The 23,563-nt window shown below is 64.8% G+C and carries 18 protein-coding genes, 2 tRNA genes, 1 rRNA gene and 1 riboswitch; of the genes, 9 read left to right on the top strand and 12 right to left on the bottom strand.

The window, feature by feature from the left end; all coding sequences use genetic code 11:
* Positions 1–160 precede the first annotated feature (160 nt).
* The 3 genes from DCM79_RS21935 to DCM79_RS21925 all read right to left on the bottom strand — a co-directional run bounded on the left by DCM79_RS21935 (position 161) and on the right by DCM79_RS21925 (position 2,023).
* Positions 161–236: transfer RNA gene (locus DCM79_RS21935), tRNA-Ala, on the bottom strand.
* Between the two features lie 33 nt (positions 237–269).
* Positions 270–346 (bottom strand) — tRNA-Ile (locus DCM79_RS21930).
* A gap of 188 nt (positions 347–534) precedes the next feature.
* Positions 535–2,023 (bottom strand): 16S ribosomal RNA (locus DCM79_RS21925).
* Positions 2,024–3,015: 992 nt separating this feature from the next.
* On the opposite strand from DCM79_RS21925, the gene DCM79_RS21920 reads away from it, so the two are divergent.
* The 3 genes from DCM79_RS21920 to DCM79_RS21910 all read left to right on the top strand — a co-directional run bounded on the left by DCM79_RS21920 (position 3,016) and on the right by DCM79_RS21910 (position 7,218).
* On the top strand, positions 3,016–5,079 hold the full coding sequence (locus DCM79_RS21920; RefSeq protein WP_257176301.1) for a M23 family metallopeptidase: 2,064 nt from the start codon (positions 3,016–3,018) through the stop codon (positions 5,077–5,079).
* 169 nt (positions 5,080–5,248) lie between these two features.
* Complete coding sequence (locus tag DCM79_RS21915) at positions 5,249–6,868, top strand: SMP-30/gluconolactonase/LRE family protein (RefSeq protein WP_257176300.1); 1,620 nt, start codon at positions 5,249–5,251, stop codon at positions 6,866–6,868.
* Between the two features lie 83 nt (positions 6,869–6,951).
* Positions 6,952–7,218 carry a hypothetical protein gene (locus DCM79_RS21910; protein WP_028134156.1) on the top strand — a complete coding sequence of 89 codons (267 nt, stop codon included), beginning with the start codon at positions 6,952–6,954 and terminating at the stop codon, positions 7,216–7,218.
* An 80-nt stretch (positions 7,219–7,298) separates the two neighbouring features.
* Here DCM79_RS21910 and clpB read toward each other — a convergent pair whose 3' ends face one another.
* On the bottom strand, positions 7,299–9,938 hold the full coding sequence (gene clpB / locus DCM79_RS21905; protein ID WP_257176299.1) for an ATP-dependent chaperone ClpB: 2,640 nt from the start codon (positions 9,936–9,938) through the stop codon (positions 7,299–7,301).
* A 238-nt stretch (positions 9,939–10,176) separates the two neighbouring features.
* On the opposite strand from clpB, the gene DCM79_RS21900 reads away from it, so the two are divergent.
* Complete coding sequence (locus DCM79_RS21900; RefSeq protein WP_257176298.1) at positions 10,177–10,965, top strand: MOSC domain-containing protein; 789 nt, start codon at positions 10,177–10,179, stop codon at positions 10,963–10,965.
* Between the two features lie 130 nt (positions 10,966–11,095).
* On the opposite strand, the gene DCM79_RS21895 is transcribed toward DCM79_RS21900, so the two are convergent.
* Positions 11,096–11,845, bottom strand: a complete 750-nt coding sequence (locus DCM79_RS21895; protein WP_257176297.1) for a TIGR02594 family protein — start codon at positions 11,843–11,845, stop codon at positions 11,096–11,098.
* Positions 11,846–12,060: 215 nt separating this feature from the next.
* Here DCM79_RS21895 and DCM79_RS21890 point away from each other — a divergent pair, with 215 nt between their 5' ends.
* Entirely contained in the window at positions 12,061–12,924 is an 864-nt protein-coding gene (locus DCM79_RS21890; RefSeq protein ID WP_257176296.1) for an alpha/beta fold hydrolase, read from the top strand.
* A gap of 122 nt (positions 12,925–13,046) precedes the next feature.
* Here DCM79_RS21890 and metW read toward each other — a convergent pair whose 3' ends face one another.
* Entirely contained in the window at positions 13,047–13,709 is a 663-nt protein-coding gene (gene metW, locus DCM79_RS21885; protein WP_257176295.1) for a methionine biosynthesis protein MetW, read from the bottom strand.
* A gap of 2 nt (positions 13,710–13,711) precedes the next feature.
* Positions 13,712–14,917, bottom strand: a complete 1,206-nt coding sequence (locus DCM79_RS21880; RefSeq protein ID WP_257180814.1) for a homoserine O-acetyltransferase — start codon at positions 14,915–14,917, stop codon at positions 13,712–13,714.
* A 90-nt stretch (positions 14,918–15,007) separates the two neighbouring features.
* Positions 15,008–15,087, bottom strand: a riboswitch (SAM riboswitch).
* A gap of 158 nt (positions 15,088–15,245) precedes the next feature.
* Between DCM79_RS21880 and DCM79_RS21875 the strand changes: the two genes are divergently transcribed.
* Genes DCM79_RS21875 through DCM79_RS21865 form a run of 3 tightly spaced genes read left to right on the top strand, consistent with a single transcriptional unit; the run spans position 15,246 to position 18,160 of the window.
* A complete protein-coding gene (locus DCM79_RS21875; protein WP_194405863.1) occupies positions 15,246–16,094 on the top strand; it encodes a chorismate mutase in 849 nt (282 codons plus the stop codon).
* Between the two features lie 36 nt (positions 16,095–16,130).
* Positions 16,131–17,228 carry a histidinol-phosphate transaminase gene (locus DCM79_RS21870; RefSeq protein WP_257176294.1) on the top strand — a complete coding sequence of 366 codons (1,098 nt, stop codon included), beginning with the start codon at positions 16,131–16,133 and terminating at the stop codon, positions 17,226–17,228.
* Positions 17,225–18,160, top strand: a complete 936-nt coding sequence (locus tag DCM79_RS21865) for a prephenate/arogenate dehydrogenase family protein (RefSeq protein ID WP_257176293.1) — start codon at positions 17,225–17,227, stop codon at positions 18,158–18,160. The genes DCM79_RS21870 and DCM79_RS21865 overlap by 4 nt, the downstream gene beginning before the upstream one ends.
* A gap of 124 nt (positions 18,161–18,284) precedes the next feature.
* Here DCM79_RS21865 and DCM79_RS21860 read toward each other — a convergent pair whose 3' ends face one another.
* Entirely contained in the window at positions 18,285–19,469 is a 1,185-nt protein-coding gene (locus DCM79_RS21860; protein WP_257176292.1) for a DUF2125 domain-containing protein, read from the bottom strand.
* 110 nt (positions 19,470–19,579) lie between these two features.
* Between DCM79_RS21860 and DCM79_RS21855 the strand changes: the two genes are divergently transcribed.
* Positions 19,580–20,188, top strand: coding sequence for a gamma-glutamylcyclotransferase (locus DCM79_RS21855; RefSeq protein WP_257176291.1), 609 nt, complete (start codon positions 19,580–19,582; stop codon positions 20,186–20,188).
* Here DCM79_RS21855 and DCM79_RS21850 read toward each other — a convergent pair.
* The 4 genes from DCM79_RS21850 to ftsE all read right to left on the bottom strand — a co-directional run bounded on the left by DCM79_RS21850 (position 20,185) and on the right by ftsE (position 23,400).
* Positions 20,185–20,955: a 1-acyl-sn-glycerol-3-phosphate acyltransferase gene (locus DCM79_RS21850; protein WP_257176290.1), complete on the bottom strand. Its 771-nt coding sequence runs from the start codon at positions 20,953–20,955 to the stop codon at positions 20,185–20,187. The genes DCM79_RS21855 and DCM79_RS21850 overlap by 4 nt on opposite strands.
* 47 nt (positions 20,956–21,002) lie before the next feature.
* On the bottom strand, positions 21,003–21,707 hold the full coding sequence (locus DCM79_RS21845) for a YdcF family protein (protein ID WP_257176289.1): 705 nt from the start codon (positions 21,705–21,707) through the stop codon (positions 21,003–21,005).
* A 72-nt stretch (positions 21,708–21,779) separates the two neighbouring features.
* Positions 21,780–22,748, bottom strand: coding sequence for an ABC transporter permease (locus tag DCM79_RS21840; protein ID WP_257176288.1), 969 nt, complete (start codon positions 22,746–22,748; stop codon positions 21,780–21,782).
* Positions 22,741–23,400, bottom strand: coding sequence for a cell division ATP-binding protein FtsE (ftsE, locus tag DCM79_RS21835; protein ID WP_018646542.1), 660 nt, complete (start codon positions 23,398–23,400; stop codon positions 22,741–22,743). The genes DCM79_RS21840 and ftsE overlap by 8 nt, the downstream gene beginning before the upstream one ends.
* Positions 23,401–23,563 lie beyond the last annotated feature (163 nt).

Raw genomic sequence — 23,563 nt, 5'->3', positions numbered from 1 at the left:
AATGAAGTCTCGCGTGGCAATTGCTTGCCGCACGATCCAACTCGGATCGATCTCCTCTTTACGATGTCAGAAATCACGCATCTTGCTGTCTATCCAGACTAGCAGGATGCGAAGTGATGTTTCGCGGACGACGGTACAAGATCCCGGTGATCAAACCATCTGGTGGAGCCAGACGGGATCGAACCGACGACCTCATGCTTGCAAAGCACGCGCTCTCCCAGCTGAGCTATGGCCCCGTAACCAGAAGACGAATGCTCACTCGATGAAAGTGGTGGGCCTGGGAAGACTTGAACTTCCGACCTCACGCTTATCAAGCGCGCGCTCTAACCAACTGAGCTACAAGCCCCTAACGCTTATCCTGTTAAGGACCAGGGATTCTGCAAGCCTGCAGCCCCAGCGCGTGTTCGTCCGCGAAGAAAGAGAAACGTAGACGGCGAAATCCCGCCAATGCAGCTCAACGATCTGGCGATCTGTTGGCCACTGATGTTTCTAAAACGGTTCGATAGAAGCAAGCTTCTGAAGAACCATCCTTAGAAAGGAGGTGATCCAGCCGCAGGTTCCCCTACGGCTACCTTGTTACGACTTCACCCCAGTCGCTGACCCTACCGTGGCCGGCTGCCTCCCTTGCGGGTTAGCGCACCGTCTTCAGGTAAAACCAACTCCCATGGTGTGACGGGCGGTGTGTACAAGGCCCGGGAACGTATTCACCGTGGCGTGCTGATCCACGATTACTAGCGATTCCAACTTCATGGGCTCGAGTTGCAGAGCCCAATCCGAACTGAGACGGCTTTTTGAGATTTGCGAAGGGTCGCCCCTTAGCATCCCATTGTCACCGCCATTGTAGCACGTGTGTAGCCCAGCCCGTAAGGGCCATGAGGACTTGACGTCATCCCCACCTTCCTCGCGGCTTATCACCGGCAGTCTCCTTAGAGTGCTCAACTAAATGGTAGCAACTAAGGACGGGGGTTGCGCTCGTTGCGGGACTTAACCCAACATCTCACGACACGAGCTGACGACAGCCATGCAGCACCTGTGCTCCAGGCTCCGAAGAGAGGGTCACATCTCTGCGACCGGTCCTGGACATGTCAAGGGCTGGTAAGGTTCTGCGCGTTGCGTCGAATTAAACCACATGCTCCACCGCTTGTGCGGGCCCCCGTCAATTCCTTTGAGTTTTAATCTTGCGACCGTACTCCCCAGGCGGAATGCTTAAAGCGTTAGCTGCGCCACTAGTGAGTAAACCCACTAACGGCTGGCATTCATCGTTTACGGCGTGGACTACCAGGGTATCTAATCCTGTTTGCTCCCCACGCTTTCGTGCCTCAGCGTCAGTATCGGGCCAGTGAGCCGCCTTCGCCACTGGTGTTCTTGCGAATATCTACGAATTTCACCTCTACACTCGCAGTTCCACTCACCTCTCCCGAACTCAAGATCTTCAGTATCAAAGGCAGTTCTGGAGTTGAGCTCCAGGATTTCACCCCTGACTTAAAGACCCGCCTACGCACCCTTTACGCCCAGTGATTCCGAGCAACGCTAGCCCCCTTCGTATTACCGCGGCTGCTGGCACGAAGTTAGCCGGGGCTTATTCTTGCGGTACCGTCATTATCTTCCCGCACAAAAGAGCTTTACAACCCTAGGGCCTTCATCACTCACGCGGCATGGCTGGATCAGGGTTGCCCCCATTGTCCAATATTCCCCACTGCTGCCTCCCGTAGGAGTTTGGGCCGTGTCTCAGTCCCAATGTGGCTGATCATCCTCTCAGACCAGCTACTGATCGTCGCCTTGGTAGGCCATTACCCTACCAACTAGCTAATCAGACGCGGGCCGATCTTTCGGCGATAAATCTTTCCCCGTAAGGGCTTATCCGGTATTAGCACAAGTTTCCCTGTGTTGTTCCGAACCAAAAGGTACGTTCCCACGCGTTACTCACCCGTCTGCCGCTGACGTATTGCTACGCCCGCTCGACTTGCATGTGTTAAGCCTGCCGCCAGCGTTCGCTCTGAGCCAGGATCAAACTCTCAAGTTGGACTTGAACTTTGAACCGGCTGATCACAACGTTTGACGAGGTCCCACCATTTTTCATCGACCGAAATCGACGAGCTGCCTGCGATTCACATCGCTGGCAACGATGGTGTAACCTTTGAAACGTGTACCGCCGAAGTCTTTCGTCCGGTCTCGATCAGAAAAGCCGAAGCTTTCCAGAAGCGAGACCCGCAAGGACTCCGCCGTCCACGTTTCTCTTTCTTCATCTTCACTTGTCAAACAGCCCGGGACCAGGAGGCCCCAACCTTCCCTAGGTGGAAAGGGTTCCGACACCCTTACCGACGATGGATGAACTCCAACCGACTTGTGTCGGCTGTTGTGTCACTCAACAAGGTGAGGAGCATCAGTGGCGCGTTCGCTCGCCTTGGTCAGTGACCCGGCGGCGCCGCGCTCAGTGGTTGGGGTTATAGGCCCCACCTTCCGGGCTGTCAACGCCAATCGTCAACAAATAGTCGCACAGTGGATCGGGGAAAATAATTACACGTTTCCAGCCAGTTAGACGGGCCGCGAAGAGCCCGACCGGCGCGGTCCGGCGAAAAAACTGAAAAAAAGTTTGGCCTCCACGGGGCCCCGGAAGGGCTCCGGGGGCGGCTTGCCGCGCCCCCTCGGCGCGGGCGCCGGCGACCGCCCATTCAGGAAACTTTTTCCATGACAGGCGCCGTACTTGAGCCACAATCCCGCGGCGTTCTGATAGTAGACAAGCTTGAATCGCGGGGATGCCAGTGGGGGCTGCCGGCGGTTTTCATGGGGTCAGAGGAAGGCGATCTTGCAGATGACGCGGCCTTCCCCGGACATTCGAGAGACATCGAGAGAGCTTTTTCCGTCCAGCTGTTCGTAATTTCGGCCGGTCCCCGTCGGGGGCCTTCTGAGCGCGGGCGCCTGTGCGGCTTGCCTTTTCCGGCGATGCCCCTTCAAGAGGGCGACGAGGACGAGGTTCGGGACCAGGCTTCTTGGGTCGTTGATTGGGGGACTTGAGTGAACCACAGGACGTCACGCGGCGCTTACGGGCGTGAGACCGGGATCATCGATCTCGGCCACGAGCCGCCGCTGTCGGTCGACGGTTCTGAAGCCGCCGTGATCGACCGCCGCCGCGTCTCGGTGCAATGGTTCAGCGGCACGATCCTGACCGGACTCTGCGGCGCAGCCCTGATCGGCGGCGCCGTTTTCGCATCTCTCGACGGCGAGATGACCTTCGCCAAGGTGCCGGAGCGGGTCGAGGGCGCGCTGCGCGGCGCCTTCGGTGCCGCCGACCGCGCCGCCACGCTGCACAAGAGCGACCGCCTGCCGCCGCCGAGCGAATCCACGGCGTCCCGCAACATCGTGCGCGTCTCCACGGTCGCCCGCGTCGGCAACCGCGACGTGATGCGGGTGCGTCCGTTCGTTCGCATCGCCGGCAATTTGTCGATGACGACGAGCGATCTGTCGGCGAAGATTCCGCCGTTCAACGCCCAGCGCCTGCTCACCGATGTCGGCTCCGATCCGAAGGCGGCAGCGGAAGACCCGAACAATCCGGAAGCGGTCGAGCCCGACGCGGAGGTCTCCTTCGTCACCAAGGACCTGTCGCCGGTGCTGCCGAAGGCGAAGATTTCCGCGGTGGTGGCGCTCGACGACATCCTGATGCGGGTCCGCGACGCCGCCAATTGGCGTGGCAATGGCGGGGTGCGCTACGCCTCGCTCGCCAATGCCGCCGCCGACATCTCCGGCGCGACCGGACCCTCCGATATCAGGACCGCCTACGCCGCCGAAGCCTCGCCGTCCGATCCCTATGCCGGCTTCGAGACGCGCGTGGTGCCGGAAAACGTCACGCTGCTGCCCAAGACCAAGGAGCAGATCACCGGCGGCAATCCCAACGGCGAACGCATCCATCTGGTCAAGAAGGGCGACAGCGTCGCCGGCGTGCTGCGCGATCTCGGCGCCACGCCCGAGGAGATCAAGGCGATCACCGCGACGCTCGGGCCCCGCGGCCGCGACGGCGGCCTCAAGGAGGGCGAGAAGCTCCGCATCCTGATGGCGCCCTCAAGTCCCGGCGCCCGCCTCCAGCCCTACCGCGTCGTCGTCGCCAACGAGACCAAGGTCGAGGCGATCGCGGCGCTGTCCGATCTCGGCAGATACGTCGCGGTCGACGTCTCAAGCATGAACACCGCCGCCGACGCCGCGGCGAGCGCCAGCAACGACGACGATGACGAGGATGACGGCTCCGGCGTGCGGCTGTACCAGAGCATCTACGAGACCGCGATGCGCAACAAGGTGCCGATGCCGGTCATCGAGGACATGATCAAGATCTACTCCTACGACGTCGACTTCCAGCGCAAGGTGCAGCCGGGCGATTCCTTCGACGTGTTCTACGCCGGCGAAGACGAGGGCGTGACCTCGAGCGAAAAGAACGACGTGCTGTTCGCCTCCCTCACCGTCGGCGGCGAGACCAAGAAATACTATCGCTACCAGAGCCCCGACGACGGCGTCGTCGACTATTACGACGAGACCGGCAAGAGCGCGAAGAAGTTCCTGGTCAGGAAGCCGATCAACAACGCCATCATGCGCTCCGGCTTCGGCGGCCGCCGCCACCCGATCCTCGGCTATGTGAAGATGCACACCGGCGTCGACTGGGCCACTGCCTACGGCACGCCGATCTTCGCCTCCGGCAACGGCGTGATCGAGAAGGCTGGCCCCGAGGGCGGCTACGGCAAGTACATCCGCATCAAGCATTCCAACGGCTACGAGACCGCCTACGGTCACATGTCGGCCTTCGCCAAGGGCATGGAGGCGGGCAAGAAGGTGCGCCAGGGCCAGGTGATCGGCTTCGTCGGCTCGACCGGCCAGTCGACCGGCCCGCATGTCCATTACGAGATCCTGGTCAACGGCCGCTTCGTCGACCCGATGCGCGTGAAGCTGCCGCGCGGCCGTTCGCTCGAGGGCCCGATGCTCGCAAGCTTCGAGAAGGAGCGCGACCGGCTCGAGGGCATGATGAGCGGCCGCGGCGGCGCCATCGCGCGCATGTCGGACGCCACCGGCGGCCCGCTGCAGGTCACGAACCGGTAAGTCACCAACCGGTAAGCAGGCAACGGCCGTTATCGGCCGAACATTTTCAAACAGAGTTTCAAACACAGTCGCTGCAGGGCAACGCCGCGTGGCGGCGTCACAACGCCAAGTTTCGTTTGCCAAAGCAGCGTGAGCGGCGAATACTTTCCAAAAAACGGGAGGTCTCGCCATGAACAACAGGCTCGCCTGCGCAGCCCTGATCGCCGCGCTTTTCGCCACCACAGACGCGTCGGCGGAGAGCTGGGAGGTCACGAAGCTCGTTCCTGGCTCGGCATTCCATGGCGTCCATGGGCTCGGCGTCGACAAGGCCGGCCACCTGTTCGCCGGCAGCGTCGCCGGCGCGGCGCTCTACGAGGTCGACATATCAGGCGGTAGCGCCAAGGTTGCAATCCCCTCCCCTGTCGGCATGGCCGACGACATCGCGTTCGCGCCTGACGGCACCATGGCCTGGACCGGATTCTTGACCGGCGATCTCTATTCCCGCAAGGGCGACGGCCCGATCAAGAAGCTCGCGAGCGGCCTTCCCGGCATCAACTCGCTCGCCTTTCGCAAGGACGGCCGGCTCTACGCCACCACCGTCTTCCTCGGCGATACGCTGTACGAGATCGACGTCGAGGGTGTGAAGCCGCCGCGCCAGATCATGGAGAAGATGGGCGGCCTAAACGGCTTCGAGTTCGGTCCCGACGACAAGCTCTACGGTCCGCTCTGGTTCAAGGGCCAGGTCGCCAAGGTCGACGTCGACAAGGCCGAGCTGACCGTCGTCGCCGAGGGCTTCAAGATTCCGGCCGCGGTGAACTTCGATTCCAAGGGCAATCTGTTCGTGATCGACACCGCGCTCGGCCAGCTCGTCCGGGTCGATCCCAAATCGGGCAGCAAGACCATTGTCGCGCAATTGAAGCCCTCGCTGGACAATCTCGCCATCGACGCCAAGGACCGCATCTATGTCTCCAACATGGCCGACAATGGAATCCAGGAGGTCGATCCCGCGACCGGCCAGGCCAGGCAGATCATCATCGGCAAGCTGGCTTTGCCCGGCGGCATCGGCGTCACTAGCGAGAACGGCAAGGATACGATCCACGTCGCCGACGTGTTCGCCTACCGCACGGTGAATGGGGCGACCGGCGAGGTCACCGAGAAGGCGCGCATGCACGGCGCCGGCACCACGCTCGAATATCCGATGAGCGCGACGGCGCAGGGCAACGATGTGGTGCTGTCGAGCTGGTTCACCGGCACGGTGCAGGTGATCGACGCCAAGACCGGCACCACGCGCGACATGCTGCACGGCTTCAAGGCGCCGCACGACGCAATCATGCTTGCGGACGGCAGCATCCTGGTCGCCGAGCTCGGCACCAAGTCGCTGGTCAAGGTGAGCGGCGAGCACGGCAAGGATCGCACCACGCTGATCGGCGACCTCGAAGGCCCGGTCGGGCTCGTCCGCGGCAAGACCGACGAGGTCTACGTCACCGAGGCCTTTGCCGGCACGGTGTCCCGGATCGACAGCAAGGGCGGGAAGACGGTGCTCGCCAAGGAGCTGAAAATGCCGGAAGGCATCGCGCGCAGTCCCGATGGCCAATTGATCGTGGCGGAAGTCGGCGCCAAGCGGCTGATCGCGATCGCGCCGGACAGCGGCACGGTGACGGAGATCGCAGCCAACCTCCCGATCGGCCTCCCGGGTACGCCCGGCGGGTTGCCGAGCAATATTCCGACGGGCGTGGCGGTCGGGGCGTCGGGCGTCATCTACTTCAGCTCGGACGTCGATAACGCCATCTACAAGGCCGCCAAGAAGTAGGCTTGGGTTGCACGCGTTGGCCGGGAACCGGTGGGCCGGTTCTCGGTTGGACGCTGACGAAGCCGACAGCAGGAGGGCTGCCCATGACGCACCTCTCACGCGACGATGTCGCCAAGGCGGTAGACGGCGCAGACGATGTCACCATTGCCCGGATTATCGGAACCGGCGCAACCGCCGAGGAGTTCGCAGAAGCCAGGGCCTGGCTCGCCAACGACGAGCCGATGATCAACGATCTGCGGCCGCTGGCGCAGGGCCGCGTTCGCGAGCTCGTCGATATTCTCTCTGATCTCGATGAAGACGACGAGGAGCAGGGCCCTGTCGATCCCGGCTCCGCGTCAGCACTCGGTTAACCGGCGGGCGGTCTGACACGACAAACGCGCCGGAGAGGTCGACCTCTCCGGGGCATCTGGTTGCTTTCGAACGCCAACCCTCAGTTCAGCTTGCGCTTCGCCACCGGCGCCTCGAACTGCGTAATCTCCGCGGTCTGCGGCGCCTTGCCGTTGAAGGTCAGCACGTTGCCTTCGGACGAGATCGCGACACTGTCGCCGTCCCTGACGTCGCCGGCCAGGATCATCTCGGCGAGCGGGTCCTGCAGGTGGCGCTGGATCACGCGCTTCAGCGGACGTGCGCCGTAGGCGGGATCCCAGCCCTTGGCGGCGAGCCAGTCGCGGCCGGCCGCGTCGAGCGTCAGCGTGATCTTGCGATCGGTCAGCAGCTTCTGCAACCGTGCGAACTGGATCTCGACGATCCGGCCCATCTCGCTGCGCTGCAGGCGGTGGAACAGGATGATCTCGTCGACGCGGTTGAGGAATTCGGGGCGGAAATGTCCGCGCACCATTCCCATCACCTGATCGCGCACGGCCGAGGTATCCTCGCCCTCCGGCTGGTTCACCAGGAATTCCGAACCGAGGTTCGAGGTCATGATGATCAGCGTGTTGCGGAAGTCGACGGTACGGCCCTGGCCGTCGGTCAGGCGGCCGTCGTCGAGCACCTGCAACAGGACGTTGAAGACATCGGGATGCGCCTTCTCGATCTCGTCGAACAGCACCACCTGGTAGGGCCGGCGCCGCACCGCTTCGGTGAGCGCGCCGCCCTCGTCATAGCCGACATAGCCCGGAGGCGCGCCGATCAATCGCGAGACCGAGTGCTTCTCCATGTACTCGGACATGTCGAGGCGGACCATCGCGGTTTCGTCGTTGAACAGGTATTCCGCCAAGGCTTTCGTCAGCTCGGTCTTGCCGACGCCGGTCGGGCCTAAGAACATGAACGAGCCGGTGGGGCGGTTCGGGTCCTGCAAGCCTGCGCGCGAGCGGCGGACGGCGGTTGCGACCGCACGCACGGCCTCGGCCTGGCCGACGACGCGTTGCCCCAATTGCTCCTCCATCTTGAGGAGCTTCTCCTTCTCGCCTTCCAGCATCTTGTCGACGGGCACGCCGGTCCAGCGCGAGACCACCTGCGCGATGTGGTTGGCGGTGACCGCCTCCTCCACCATCTCGCCGGAATTCTCCTTGGCCTCGATATCGGCAAGCTGCTTCTCCAGTTGCGGAATGCTGCCATAGGCCAGCTCGCCCGCCTTCTGGAATTCGCCGCGCCGCTGCGCGTTGGCGAGTTCGACGCGCAGACCGTCGAGCTCGGCCTTCAGCTTCTGGGCGTCGGAGAGCTTGTTCTTCTCCGCGCTCCAGCGCGACGTCAGCGCAGCCGATTTCTCCTCGAGCTCGGCCAGGTCCTTCTCCAGCGTCTGGAGCCTCGACTTGGAGCCGGGATCGGTTTCCTTCTTCAGCGCTTCCTGCTCGATCTTGAGCCGGATGATCTCGCGGTCGAGCGAATCCAGCTCTTCCGGCTTGGAATCGACCTGCATCTTCAGCCGGGCCGCGGCCTCGTCCATGAGGTCGATCGCCTTGTCGGGCAGGAAGCGATCGGTGATGTAGCGGTTGGACAGGGTCGTCGCCGCCACCAGCGCGGAATCGGTGATCCGCACGCCGTGGTGCTGCTCGTACTTGTCCTTCAACCCGCGAAGGATCGAGATCGTGTCCTCGACCGAGGGCTCGCTGACGAAGATCGGCTGGAAGCGCCGCGCCAGCGCCGCGTCCTTCTCGACGTGCTTCTGATACTCGTCGAGCGTGGTCGCGCCGATGCAGTGCAGCTCGCCGCGCGCAAGCGCCGGCTTGAGCAGGTTGGAGGCGTCCATCGCGCCGTCACCCTTGCCGGCGCCGATCAGCGTGTGCATCTCGTCGATGAACAGGATGAAGGTGCCCTCGCTCCCGGTCACCTCCTGGAGCACGGCCTTCAGCCGCTCCTCGAACTCGCCGCGATATTTCGCACCGGCGATCAGCGCGCCCAAGTCGAGCGACAGCAGCTTCTTGTCCTTCAGGCTCTCGGGCACGTCGCCGTTGACGATGCGCAGCGCGAGGCCTTCGGCGATGGCGGTCTTGCCGACGCCGGGCTCACCGATCAGGACGGGATTGTTCTTGGTCCGTCGCGACAGCACCTGGATGGTGCGGCGGATCTCCTCGTCGCGGCCGATGACCGGATCGAGCTTGCCGTCGCGCGCCGCCTGGGTCAGGTCGCGGGCATATTTCTTGAGCGCATCATAGGCGTTCTCGGCAGTCGCGGAGTCCGCGGTGCGGCCCTTGCGCAGCGCCTCGATCGCCGCGTTGAGGTTCTGCGGGGTGACGCCGCCCTTGTTCAGGATCGTGCCGGCTTCGCTGGACTTCTCCAGCGTGAGGCCGAGCAGCAGCCGCTCGACGGTGACGAAGCTGTCGCCGGCCTTCTCGCCGGCCTTCTCCGCGGCGTCGAAGGTGCGGGCGAGTTCGGGTGCGAGGTAAATCTGGCCGGCGCCGCCGCCGGAGACCTTCGGCACCTTGCCGAGGGCGTCCTCGGTCGCCTTCAGGATTGCACGGGAATTGCCGCCGGCGCGGTCGATCAGGCCGGAAGCCAGCCCCTCATTGTCGTCCAGCAGGACCTTCAGCATGTGCAGGGTCGAAAACTGCTGATGCCCCTCGCGCATCGCAAGCGACTGCGCGGACTGGATGAAGCCCCTGGAGCGTTCGGTATATTTCTCGATATTCATCTGTTCTGTCCCTCGGCCTGCCCTTGGGGCCCTCTCAGGCACCCCAATACGGCATCTTCATTGGGTTACGGCTGACCGCATTGAGGATTCTCAAGCGGGAACGGTGGTCTTTTGCCGACTTGGCGCCGACCTGAGGCAGATGTGGGAAGCGGTCCGGCGGAACGAAAGAGGCGCGTTCACAATTTCGTGCGCTTCTCGGCTGCTTGGCGCGGGCCGGCCGAATCCTCTAAGTAGCGGCATGACAGCCAGCCAGACCGCCGAGATCACCGGCCTCTACCGCTACCCGGTCAAGGGCCTGACGCCGGAGCCGCTGCGCCGCGTCCCCTTGCGACCGGGCCAGACCCTGCCCGCCGACCGCCGCTACGCCATCGAGAACGGTCCGAGCGGTTTCGATCCTGAAGCGCCCGAATGGAAGCCGAAGATCCAGTTCCTGATGCTGGCACGCAATGAGCGGCTGGCCGAGCTCGACAGCCATTTCGACGACGCCAGCAATGTCCTGACCATCCGCAGGGGCGGTCAGGTCGTCGCCAGCGGGGACCTGGAGACCGCGGCCGGGCGGGCGGCCATCGAGCGCTACGTCGCGGAAAACTTTCAGCCGGAACTCAAGGGCCCGCCGAAGCTGCTGTCCGGCCGCGACCACAGCTTCTCCGACGTCGCCCGCAAGGTGGTCTCCATCATCAATCTCGGCAGTGTCCGCGCCATCGAGACCATGCTGGGCGGCGCCGCGGTGCATCCGCTGCGCTTCCGCGCCAATCTCTACGTGAAGGGCTGGCCGGCCTGGTCGGAGCTCGATCTCGTCGGCCAGACGCTTGCGATCGGACAGGCGCGGCTGAAGGTGGTCAAGCGCATCGTCCGCTGCCCCGCCACCAATGTGGACCCGGTGACGGCCAAGCGCGATCTCGAGATCCCGCCGACGCTCTCGCGCCATCTCGGCCACATGGACTGCGGCATCTATGCCGAGGTGATCGAAGGCGGCGAGATCGGCGTGGGCGATGCGGTTGCGGTGGAAGAGCCGAAGCTGCTGTGAGCTTCGTAGGGTGGGTTAGCCGTAGGCGTAACCCACCACTGTCTGTCACCGCAGAAACAGAAGCGGCGGGTTACGCCAGCGGACCGCGCTTCGCGCGGACCGCCAGCTAACCCACCCTACGCTCGTCACCTCAATTCGGCATCACATACGCATAGATCTTCCCGCGCGAGACCGGCGCCTCGCGAACGCGGTTGCCGTTGTTGCCGGAGATCATGATCGGATTGCCCTGCGCATCGATGCCGGTGACGATGCCGACATGGCCGCCGCGGCGACCGCGCGACATCACCGCGATGGCGCCGACCTGCGGACCGGAGACGCGCGTGCCGTAATGGGCGAAGGAGTTCGCCATGTCCGAGCCGGTGCCGCGATGACCGGTCTTCTCCAGCACCATGTTCATGAAGCGCGCGCACCAAAGGCTGCCGCGCCCGGTCGGATTGCCGCCGACGTAACGGCGCGCTTCCGACACCAGGGAGCCGCCGCCGAAGCCACCACTGCTCGTGGCCTCACTCGCCATGCCGCCGCTCGCGCTCAGCGCCGCTCGACGGCTTGCGCGCGTGACCATTCGACCGCCGCCGGTGATGATCGTTCCACCATTGCCGCTCATGGCGACGCCGGGGCTATTGGTGTTCGGATCATAGCTGGCAAAAGTGTTGCCGAATCCGCTCGCCTGCAACTGCGCCGCGCTGCGCTCGAAGCGCGAGCTGCGTGCATGATGCCGGAAATGATGATGTCTGGCGTGGTGCACGTGAGCGTGCCGCTCTGCGCTATGACGATGATGCGGCCGCGCTGAGGCCGGAGAAACGAACGCGGCAACCGCCGCAAGGAAAATCGCCAGCGCAACAACACAACGCGACAGGCGAGACGCAAACAACTCAAACATTCTTCATCCTTCGTTGACACCCCACTTCCCGCCGGCCCGTGCAAGAGCCGACATCCGTCCGGCCGTTAAGCCGCCCGATGTGGCGAGAAAAAGACGCGGGTAGCCCGCGTATAGCTGCGATGATTTTGTGCCGACACTGGTCGATGCTGCCGCATTGCGGACAACAGCATTAACTGCGATCCTGCAAAGACGGCTTGAACAGAGGGAAACGGTTAATGCCCCACGCCAAGACCAGGGACGACATCCGCATCTATTTCGAAGAGGCGGGCCAGGGAACGCCGATCATTTTTCTGCACGAGTTCGCGGCCGACTACACCAATTGGGAGCCGCAGATGCGCTACTTCTCGCGCGGCCACCGCTGCATCACCTATTCGGCACGCGGCTACACGCCGTCTGACGTGCCCGAGGGCGAGGTCTACAGCTACACGCATTTCTACGGCGATGCGCTCGCGGTGCTCGATCATCTCGGAATCGAGCGCGCGCATCTCGTCGGCCTATCGATGGGCGCCTACTCGTCGCTCCAAATCGGATTGAACGCGCCGCAGCGCGCGCTGTCGATGACGCTGGCCGGCGTCGGCTCGGGTTCGGAGCTGGAGAATTTGGCGGCCTGGCGCCAGCAGTGCCGCGCCAATGCCGAGCAGTTCGAGACGCTGGGCTCCGCCGAGGTCGCCAAAGTCACGCGCGAGGCACCGAGCCGGATTCCCTTCCTGGTGAAGGATCCGCGCGGCCACGCCGATTTCTATGCCGCGCTGGCACGTCACGACGCCAAGGGTTCGGCGCGCACGATGCGCGGCTTCCAGGGCGGCCGTCCCTCGATCTACACGATGACGGATGCGATCAGGAAGGCGACGACGCCGGCACTGATCATCTGCGGCGACGAGGACGATCCGTGCGTTGGCCCGAGCCTGTTCCTGAAGAAGCACCTTCCCGCAGCGGGGCTGGCGATGTTTCCGAAGTCAGGCCACGTGCTCAATCTCGAAGAGCCCGCGCTGTTCAATGAAAGCGTCGAGCGGTTCGTGACGCTGGTGGAAGCGGGGCGCTGGCCGGCGCGGGATCCGCGCTCGCTGGCGGCGCATTAAGGCGACGGCGCAGCAAAACGCTCCGTCTCGTAGCTCGGATGGAGCGCAAGCGTAATCCGGGATTCTCGAGGGCGGCGCGACCAGCCCCGGATTGCGCTCCGCTCCATCCGGGCTACGGGAAACTATTTCCCCGCCCCCCGGCTCAGCAGAAACACGGCCTGCTCGCCGAACATGTTCCACACCCACCAGGGCAGGTTCAGCGGCACCGGCCGGCCGTAGAGATCGAGCGCAACCGAGCGCTCCATCTTGACGTTGATCTCGTCGCAGAGCTGCACGAAGTCCTTGATGGTGCAGAAATGGATGTTGGCGGTGTCGTACCAGGTCGCCGGCAGGTTCTCGGTGCGCGGCATGTGGCCGCCGACCAGGAGCTGGAGCCGCATCTTCCAGAAGCCGAAATTCGGGAACGAGACGATGGCTCTTCGGCCGATGCGCAGCAAATTCTCCAGCACCACCCGCGGCTGCCGCGTCGCCTGCAGCGTCTGCGACAGGATCACGTAGTCGAAGGCGTCGTCGGGATAATTGACGAGGTCGGTGTCGGCATCGCCCTGCACCACCGCAAGACCCTTGGCGACGCAGCGGTTGACGCCCTCGCGCGACAGCTCGATGCCGCGGCCGTCGATGCCGCGCGTCTCCAGCAGCTGCAACAAATCGCCCTCGCCGCAGCCGACATCGAGCACCTTCGAGCCCGGCTTGACCATCTCGGCGACCAGGAGGTGATCGGCGCGAAACTGGCCGGACTGCCCCGCCGCAAGGCCGCCGAGCGGCAGCACTTCCTGTACAGACATCGCTAGCCGTCCTTCTTGCCGGTGAGCCCGCGCGCCTTGCCGGCCGATTGCAGGAAGGCGCGGGAGATGTCGAAGAATTCGGGCACGTCGAGCAGGAAGGCGTCGTGTCCGCGATCGGTCTCGATCTCCGCGAACGACACCCGCGCGCTCGATGCGTTCAGAGCATGCACCAGCGCGCGCGATTCCGAGGTCGGAAACAGCCAGTCGCTGGTGAAGGAGACGACGCAGAAGCGGGTCTTGATGTCAGCGAACGCTTTCGCCAGCACGCCGCCATGGTCGGCAGCGATGTCGAAATAGTCCATCGCGCGCGTCAGATAGAGATAGGAATTGGCGTCGAAGCGCTCGACGAAGGAGGACCCCTGGTAGCGCAGATAGGATTCGACCTGGAAGTCGGCGTCGAACGAGAAAGTCGGCAGCTCGCGGTCCTGCATGCGACGGCCGAACTTGCGATGCAAGGCCGCGTCCGAGAGATAGGTGATGTGCGCCGCCATGCGCGCCACCGCGAGCCCGCGATGCGGGTGGATGCCGTGATCGGCATAGCCGCCGCCGTGCCAATCGGGATCGGCCATCACGGCCTGGCGGCCGAGCTCGTGGAAGGCGATGTTCTGCGCTGAGTGCCGCGTCGCGCAGGCGATCGCCAGCGCGGAGAACACGCGGGCAGGATAGGCCGCGGTCCATTGCAGCACCTGCATGCCGCCCATCGAGCCGCCGACGACCGCGAACAGCGTGTCGATGCCGAGCCGGTCGATCAGCATGGCCTGCGCGCGCACCATGTCGGGGATGGTGATGACAGGGAAATCCAGGCCCCAGACCTTGCCGGTGGCGGGATTGATCGACGCCGGCCCGGTCGAGCCCATGCAGCCGCCGATCACGTTGGAGCAGATGATGAAGTAGTGCTTGGGGTCGATGGGCCGACCGGGGCCAACCAGCGTCTCCCACCAGCCCGGCTTGCCGGTGACGGGATGGACGTTGGCGACATGCTGATCGCCGGTCAGGGCATGGCAGATCAGGACCGCGTTGGAGCGATCGGCGTTGAGCTCGCCATAGGTCTGGTAGGCGATCTGGAACGGGCTGAGATCGACGCCGCAATCGAGCCGCAGCGGCTGCTCGGCGCCGAAATGCGCGACCTGCGAGCTCGGATGATCCACCTCATGCGACCGCTCGTCGGCGCTGATCGCAGGACTCGGTATCGACTTGACGCCACCCATCTGACCATCGACCTCGTTTGCGATCAAACGCTGATCGCCACTTGCATCAGGCCATGAAAAACCCGGCCTGAACGATAGGTTCGGCCGGGATCGGAAGCGTCCCCGGCCTGTTTAGCGAGTTTTTTAACGTGGCTGCAAGCCGGCCGGCTCAAATGACCACGGAACGGGCAAAAGCTACCGTCTTGGGCGGTTTTCGTCAAGTCGCGGCCCGGATCGGCTCAATTCGCCTCTGCCGCCTCGCCCGGAAAGGACGTCATTTCTCTTTGCTTTCGCCGCCCCGACTGCCTAATCAGGACATTCCCCATTCGAAAACGATCGACAGCCAGACATGTCCCAACGTCCGCCCGCGCCGCCATCGCTGCAGGAACTGCGCAAGGAGATCGACGCGATCGACGAGGGCATGCATCGCCTGCTTATGCAGCGCGGCGACATCATCGACCGGCTGATCCAGGTGAAGCAGACCCAGGAGGTGGGCTCGGCGTTCCGTCCGGCGCGCGAGGCCTCGATGATGCGCGAGCTCGTGCAGCGTCATCGCGGCATCCTGCCGCTCGACACGGTCGAGAGCATCTGGCGCGTCATCATCTCGACCTTCACCTATGTGCAGGCGCCGTTCTCCGTGCATGCCGACATCTCGGCCAGCGAGGCGGCGATGCGCGATTCCGTGCGCTTCAATTTCGGCTTCACCGTGCCCTACGTCGCGCATTTCAGCGCGCAGGCCGCGGTCGAGGCGGTGGCGAAATCCAAGGGCGATTTGGCCATGGTCTCGGCCACGTCCAGCCGCACGCCGTGGTGGCTGGAGCTGGAAGCGGACGGCGCGCCGAAGATCATCGCGCGGATGCCCTTCATCGAACGCGCCGACCATCCCGCCGCATTGCCGGTCTTCGCGATCTCGCGCGTCGCCGACAGCGCTTTGGTGACCGAGGTCGAGACCTTCAGCGTCCGCGTCTCCGGCTGGAACGCCGAGGTCGCGCGCGCGCTGTCGCCGTTGGCCGAGATCGTGGCGGTCCCCGATACCGCCTTCGACGGCGCGGCGCTGCTGGTCTCGGTCACGAGCGCGACCAGCATCGACAAAATCAGGGCTGCCCTGATCGAGGCGGGGGCCTCCGTGCGCTCCGTGGCCCTCGTCGGCAGCCACGCAACGCGCTATACGGTGCCCCCGACCGGGGCGAAATCGTAAACCGCGCGCCACGCCCTGCCATTTTCGGAGTTCAAGATGTCCCGCCCCGTGCCGAATCCCGGCATTCTCGATATTGCGCCCTATACGCCCGGCAAGAGCCCGGTCGCCGAACCGGGCCGCAAGGTGTTCAAGCTGTCCGCCAACGAGACGCCGTTCGGGCCCTCGCCCAAGGCGATCGAGGCGTTCAAGCGCGTGGCGGACCACCTGGAAGACTACCCGGAAGGCACCTCGCGCGTGCTGCGCGAGGCGATCGGCCGCTCCTTCGGGCTCGACCCCAACCGCATCATCTGCGGCGCCGGCTCGGACGAGATCCTCAATCTGCTTGCCCACACCTATCTGAGCCACGGCGACGAGGCGATCTCCACCACGCACGGCTTCCTGGTCTACCCGATCGCGACCATGGCGGTCGGCGCCAAGAACGTGATCGCGCAGGAGAAGGATCTCACCTGCGACGTCGACGCCATCCTCAAGGCGGTGACGCCGAAGACCAAGCTGGTCTGGCTCGCCAACCCCAACAACCCGACCGGCACTTACATCCCGTTCGACGAAGTCAAGCGGCTGCGCGCCGGCCTGCCTTCGCACGTGCTGCTGGTGCTGGATGCCGCCTATTGCGACTACGTCTCGCGCAACGACTACGAGATGGGGATCGAGCTCGTCGCCACCACCGAGAACACGGTGGTGACCCACACCTTCTCCAAGATCCACGGCCTCGCTGCGCTCCGCATCGGCTGGATGTTCGGCCCCGAGCACATCATCGACGCCGTCAACCGCATCCGCGGTCCCTTCAACGTTTCGACGCCGGCGATGTATGCCGCGGTCGCCGCGATCGAGGACACCGCGCATCAGGCGATGTCGAAGCAGTTCACCGAGACCTGGCGCAACTGGCTGACCGAGGAGATCGGCAGGCTCGGATTGAAGGTGACGCCGAGCGTCGCCAATTTCGTGCTGATCCATTTCCCGACCGACAAGGGCAGGACCGCCGACGACGCCGACGCCTTCCTCACCAGGCGCGGCCTCGTGCTGCGCGGCCTGAAGAACTACGGCCTGCCGCATTCGCTGCGCATGACCATCGGCACCGAGGAGGCCAACCGCCTCGTGGTCGACGGCTTGCGCGACTTCATGGCCGGCAAATGAGCGAGCAGGCGCATTTCCAGCGCATCGCGCTGATCGGCTTCGGCCTGATCGGCGGCTCGATCGCGCGCGCTGCGAAGCTCCAGGGCCTGGCCGGCGAGATCGTCACCACCGCGCGTTCGGAGAAGACGCGCGCGCGTGTGATGGAGCTTGGTATCGTCGACAAGGTGGTGGCGACCAATGCGGAAGCGGTAAAGGATGCCGATCTCGTCATCCTCTGCATTCCCGTCGGCGCCTGCGGGCCGGTGGCGCAGGAGATTGCCGCGCATCTGAAGCCCGGCGCTGTTGTCTCCGACGTCGGCTCGGTGAAGGGCGCGATCGTCAGGGACATGGCGCCACATCTGCCGAAGACCGTTCATTTCGTGCCGGCGCACCCGGTGGCGGGCACCGAGCATTCGGGGCCGGATTCAGGTTTCGCCGAGCTCTTCATCAACCGCTGGTGCATCCTGACCCCGCCCGAAGGCGTCGATGCCGCGGCGACCGACCGCCTGCGCGCGTTCTGGGCGGCGATGGGCGCCAAGGTCGAGGTGATGACGCCGGATCATCACGATCTCGTGCTCGCCATCACCAGCCATTTGCCGCATCTGATCGCCTACACCATCGTCGGCACCGCCGACGAGCTGGCACAGGTGACGGAGTCGGAGGTCATCAAGTTCTCCGCCGGTGGCTTCCGCGATTTCACCCGCATCGCGGCCTCCGACCCGACGATGTGGCGCGACGTCTTCCTCGCCAACAAGGAGGCCGTGCTGGAGATGCTCGGCACCTTCACCGAGGATCTCGCCAAGCTCACGCGCGCGATCCGTCGCGGCGACGGCGAGGCGCTGTTTGATCACTTCACCCGCACCCGCGCCATCCGCCGCGGCATCGTCGAGATCGGCCAGGATTCGGCTGCGCCGGATTTCGGCCGGCCGCTTGCGGCGCTGAAGAAGCCGTAGCTTAGGCCGTCATTCCGGGGCGCCCGAAGGGCGAGCCCGGAATCCATCGGCCACAGCGCACGCGGTGAAATGGATTCCGGGTTCGATGCTGCGCATCGCCCCGGAATGACGAGACTGAAAATTATCAATACAGCGGCGGGATCTGGCCGACCTTGACCGGGCCGAGCAGCACGGCGCCGTCGACGAATTTCAGCGGGAAGCTGCGCGCCTTCTTGCCTTCGAGCGTGCTCTCGGTACCGATCGAGTTGATGCCGGCGGCGACACCGGCATTGGCGTTCTGCTTGATGACCTTGCCGAGGCCCGGAACGGCGCGATCGAGCGCGCCGAACAGATTGGTGAGGTCCTGCGACTTCACGCCGGGCGCGACGCGGTCGAGCGTTGCCTGCGGCACGCCCTCCTCCAGCATCTTCTCGATGCCGAGCGCGGGGATCACGCGTTCGAGGCCCGTCACCGTCATCTGCAATTCGCCGTCGAGCCGGCCGTTGGCCGAAAGGCCGAGCGTGCCGGCCGCAACCGCGATCATCTCGCCCTGCTGGATCCGCGACTGCACGATCTCGATGTGACCGCCGGCCGCCTGCATCTCGCGAAAACGCTGCGGCCACGGCTTTGGCGTGAGATCGGAGAGGCCGGTGACCCTGGCGCGCGTGTCCGCCTCGAACGGCTCGGCGAGCAGGGGATGAACGCCCTGAATGCTGCCCTGCGCGACGTGAAGCACGGTTTCGAGCACGGGATGATCGGCCGGCGAGCCGTCGGCAAGGCGGCCGTGCAGCTCGACCTGCTTGGCGCGCGCGAGCGGCACCTGCACGCTGCCGTCGAGGCGGTTGAGCGAGGGATCGTCGAACACGATGGAGGCGCGGTCCGGCACCGAGGGCAGGCCGACCACGCTGCTGCGGCCCTTGCTCCAGTTCACCACGAAGGTGTTTTGCGTGACGCCGTCGGTCAGCGTCGCGGGTGCGGAGAATTCGGCGATCACGAGCTTGGGATCGTAGACCTGGGCAACGACCAGGATGTTGTCGAGCTTGGCCGTGAACGGCGTCTTGCTTGCGTTCTGCGACACCAGGGACACGCTGGCGCCGGAGCACTGGATCTCGAAGCGGAACGGGAAGCCGGCGATCGAGCGCTTGGCGCAATCATAGATGCGGCCGGACTTGGCCTCCTGCGCCCGCCAGGCGTCTGCAGCCGTTTCGGCCCGCGAAGCCGCATAGAACCAGAAGCAGCTCCACGCGACGGCGAGGATCACGACGAGAATGGGTGCGACGAAAAGGCCCCAACGGGAGCGGCGGCCTGCGGCAACGGTCATATTGGACATGCGGCGACCCTTTGATCCCAGATTCAGGCAAATGTAAGCGTGGTGCGGCTGCGGCGAAAGGCGGAGAATTCGCTTCGCTTCGGCACATGGTTCTGGTAGCCGTGCCCGAAATGTCGGAAATCACCCTCCCCTCCGTCACCACCGCCAAAGGCGACCTCTGGGTGTTCGGCTACGGTTCGCTGATGTGGCGGCCGGGCTTCGACTTCGAGGAGCGCGTCCCGGCGCGGCTGGTCGGCGAGCATCGCGCGCTCTGCGTCTATTCCTTCGTGCATCGCGGCACGCCGGAGAAGCCGGGCCTGGTGCTCGGGCTCGATCGCGGCGGCGCCTGCCGCGGCATCGCCTTCCGCGTCGCTGAAAAGAACCGCACCGAGGTCGTCGCTTACTTGCGCGCGCGCGAGCAGGTCACCTCGGTCTATCGCGAGGTGATGCGTTCGGTGTGGCTGGAGAACGACGCGCGCCAGCGCGTCTCCGCGCTCACCTATGTCGTCGACCGCGGCCATGCGCAATATGCCGGCCGTCTCTCGCTCGCCGAGCAGCACCGCCATGTCCTTCAGGGCCATGGCCAGTCGGGTGTCAACCGCGACTATGTCACCGCGACGGTGAAGGCGATCGAAGCCGAAGGCTTTCGCGACGCGCAGCTGCACCAGCTTGCATTGATGCTGCATGGCGACGCGCATTCCCTGCACGCGGCTCAAAACGAAGACCGCGAAAGCCGCTAGCCCGTCGGCGCGTAGCTCGGCGCCGAGCCGATCAATTGCTCCTGCTCCTTGCGGCCAGCTTCGACGAGGCGGCCGGTCGCATCCTCGATGGCCGTCTGCACGCGGGAGAGAAATTCGTCCTTCGGCAGGCCCGGCGGCAACGGATCGAGGAACTCCACCACGAGCGTGCCGGGATAGCGCATGAAGGTGCGGCGGGGCCAGAACAAGCCGGAATTGAGCGCGACCGGCAGGCACGGCACGCCGCAGGACGAATAGATCTGCGCAAAGCCGGTCTTGTAATCCGGCGGCGCGCCGGGCGCGCGGCGCGTGCCTTCCGGAAAGATCACGAGTTGCCGGCCGCTGCGCACCGCCTCGCGCGCCCGCCGGGTCATGTCCAGGAGCGCCTTCACGCCGGCATTGCGATCGATCGCGATCATGCCGGTCTTGACCAGGAACTGGCCGAACACTGGGATCTGCATCAGCTGACGCTTGAGGATGAAGATCGGGCGGTCGAAGAAGCCCGGCAGCACGAAGGTCTCCCAGAACGACTGGTGCTTCGCCACGATCACCAACGGCCCCTGCGGAATCTTCTCCGTCCCCCGGAATTCCACCTTGATGTTGCAGACCACCCGCATCAGGACCAGCGTCGCCTTCGCCCACCATTCGGCGACCGTCAGCATGGCGCGTGGCGGCAATGCGAAGGTCGGCAGCGCCACGATCGCGAGGCATACCAGCACGGCGTAGAACAGCACGTTGAACACGAGCGAGCGCAGGAAAATCAGGAACATCGACGGTCCATCAATTTGCCGGTCAATTGGCGTCTCAAATTGGCATGTCAATTGGCTTGGGCGGTGGCGGGCCGCTTTAGCTGCCGGCCTGCAGGCTGCTCCGATATCTCGGGCCAAAGGTCAATCCCGAAATCCTCCAGCCGCACCCTGACCTCGGCCGCGAGGTACTTGACATATTCCGACAGCAGCAGCCGCAAGGTGGACGGCGAGGTCCACCACGGCTCCTCGCGCCATTTTTCGCCGACCACCGCGAACGGGATCAGCGCCGTCTGCGGCATCGCGTGCGAGAATTCCACCAGCGCGCGCGGCATGTGGTAGTTCGACGTGACCACGATCAGCGACTTGAAGCGGCGCCCTTCGGCCCAGCGCCGCGCCTCCGCCGCGTTGCCGCGGGTCGAGAGCGCGGTGCGGTCGAGATCGACGCAACAGGTCATGAAGGACTGGTTCTCCGGCAACGTCCTGGAGATGTCGTTCGCCGTCGAGGTCGGGTGCACGCCGGAGATCAACAGTCGTCTGCCGTAACCGGCGGCGAGCAGCGCCATCGCATCCGAGACCCGCGAGGAGCCGCCGGTCAGGACCACGATGCCGTCAGCCTTCCGGCTCGGTGCGATCTCGGCGCCGCGCAATTGCGACAGGAACGCGACGAAGCCCGCCGCGGCGCCGACGAAGGCGAGCGCAATCGTCGACACGATTGCCGCGCGCAGCCAGCCGCGCGGCAGTTTCGGCGATCGATCGTCGGTCGGCGAGGTCATGCGATGTCGGTGATCCCTTCCCTGACTGATTTTAGGATGTTTTGAGGCGAAGTGGAGTCCGGTATCTCAACCCTAGTCGACGTCGTTCAAGGTCGCGAACAGCGTCTGGCGCGAGGCCACCGCGGTGATGGCGCCGATCAGCACGGCCTGGACCGCAAGCACGATGTAGCCGGATGGCCGCAGCGAGAAGGTGCCGAGCAGCGCGGCGAACTGGTCGCCGACGGGGGTACCGGAAAACCAGCCGGCGATCGACTCGGAGAGGCCGAACACCAGCATGGCGGCGCCGCCGCCGATCACGCCGCCCTCGAGCCCCAGCCGGAGGAAATGACGCAGGAAGTGATTGGCGATGTAACGGTCGCCGGCGCCGACGAAGTGCAGCACCTCGACGATCGGGCGGTTCGCTGCCATGGCGCCGCGGGTCGCGAACGAGACGGAGATGATCGTGGCGACAATGACGAGCGCGAGGATGCCGAGGCCGGCGAGCACGGTGGCATTGGTCATCGAGCGCATGCGCTCGATCCAGGCGCGATGATCGTCGACGCTGGCGCCCGGCGCGACCTGGTTCACCCGAGCGCGCAGAGCCTCGAGATCGAGCGGCGTACCGGGTTGCACGCGCGCGATGATCATGCGCGGCACCGGCAGATCGTCCATCGACAGCCCGGTGCCGAGCCAGGGTTCGAGCAGCTTGCCGCTCTCCTCCTTGCTGAACGGCTTGACCTCGACGACGCCGGCTTGCGCGCGCATCGCCTCCGTCACCGCTGCGGTGTCGCGTTCGAGATCGCGCCCGGTTTGCGGACGAACCTGGATGGTGATCTCGCTCGCGACGTCCGACTGCCATTCCGCGGCGGAGGCGCTGACCAGCAGCACGGTGCCCGTGGCCATCGACGCGAGGAAGGTCATGATGGCGACGACGGCGACCAGGGCCCGGCCTTGGATCGAGGCGCGCGGCACGATCGGCGACATGTTGCGCGCCTTGGCCGGCAGCTGCGGACGTTCCTGCCCGAGGTCGACCAGCACGCCGCGCTCGTCGGTCCTACTCATAGACGTGCAACCGTCCCTGGTGCAGCACCAGCCGCCGCGCCTCATACTGGTCCATCAGGCCGATGTCGTGGGTCGCGATGATGACGGCGGTGCCCGATTTGTTGAGCTCGATGAAGAGCCGCAACAGGCGACGTCCGAGCGTCGGATCGACGCTGCCGGTCGGCTCGTCCGCGAGCAGCAGCTGCGGCCGCGAGATCACGGCGCGCGCGATCGCCGCGCGCTGTTTCTCGCCGCCCGACAGGATCGGCGGCAGCGCGTCCATGCGGTCGCCAAGCCCGACCCAGCGCAACAGGTCGATCACCTCCTTGCGGTAGCTCGACTCGCTGCGGCCCATGACGCGGAACGGCAGCGCGACGTTCTCATAGGTCGTCATGTGATCGAGCAGGCGGAAATCCTGCAGCACGATGCCGATGCGCTTGCGCAAGTCCGCGATCTCGTCCTTGCCGAGCTGCGAGATGTCGTGGCCGAACAGATTGACGAGGCCCCGCGTCGGCCGGTGCGACAGGAACAACAGGCGCAGCAGCGAGGTCTTGCCGGCGCCCGACGGGCCGGTGAGGAACTGGAACGAATGCGCCGGGATCTGGAAGCTGAGGTCGCGCAGGATCTCCGGCCCCAGGCCGTAACGCAATCCGACATTTTCGAACCGAACCAAGTTCAGCTCCGTTCGAGAGGGGGCGCGGGTCGCGTGGCTGCGCTCCGCCAGCGCGATCAACGGGTTTTGCCGCCGTTATGGTTTCCGGTTCGTTAACGGTCGGCCAGTAGCATATTGGCAGCATCCTGGCCGCCCGGTTCTTCCGGCGGGGTCATGGTCAAGA

The sequence above is a fragment of the Bradyrhizobium sp. WBOS07 genome (genome assembly GCF_024585165.1).
GTDB classification, from domain to species: Bacteria; Pseudomonadota; Alphaproteobacteria; order Rhizobiales; family Xanthobacteraceae; genus Bradyrhizobium; species Bradyrhizobium japonicum_B.
Note: the sequence above shows the minus strand (reverse complement) of the source record. Positions and strands in the feature narration are given on the sequence as shown.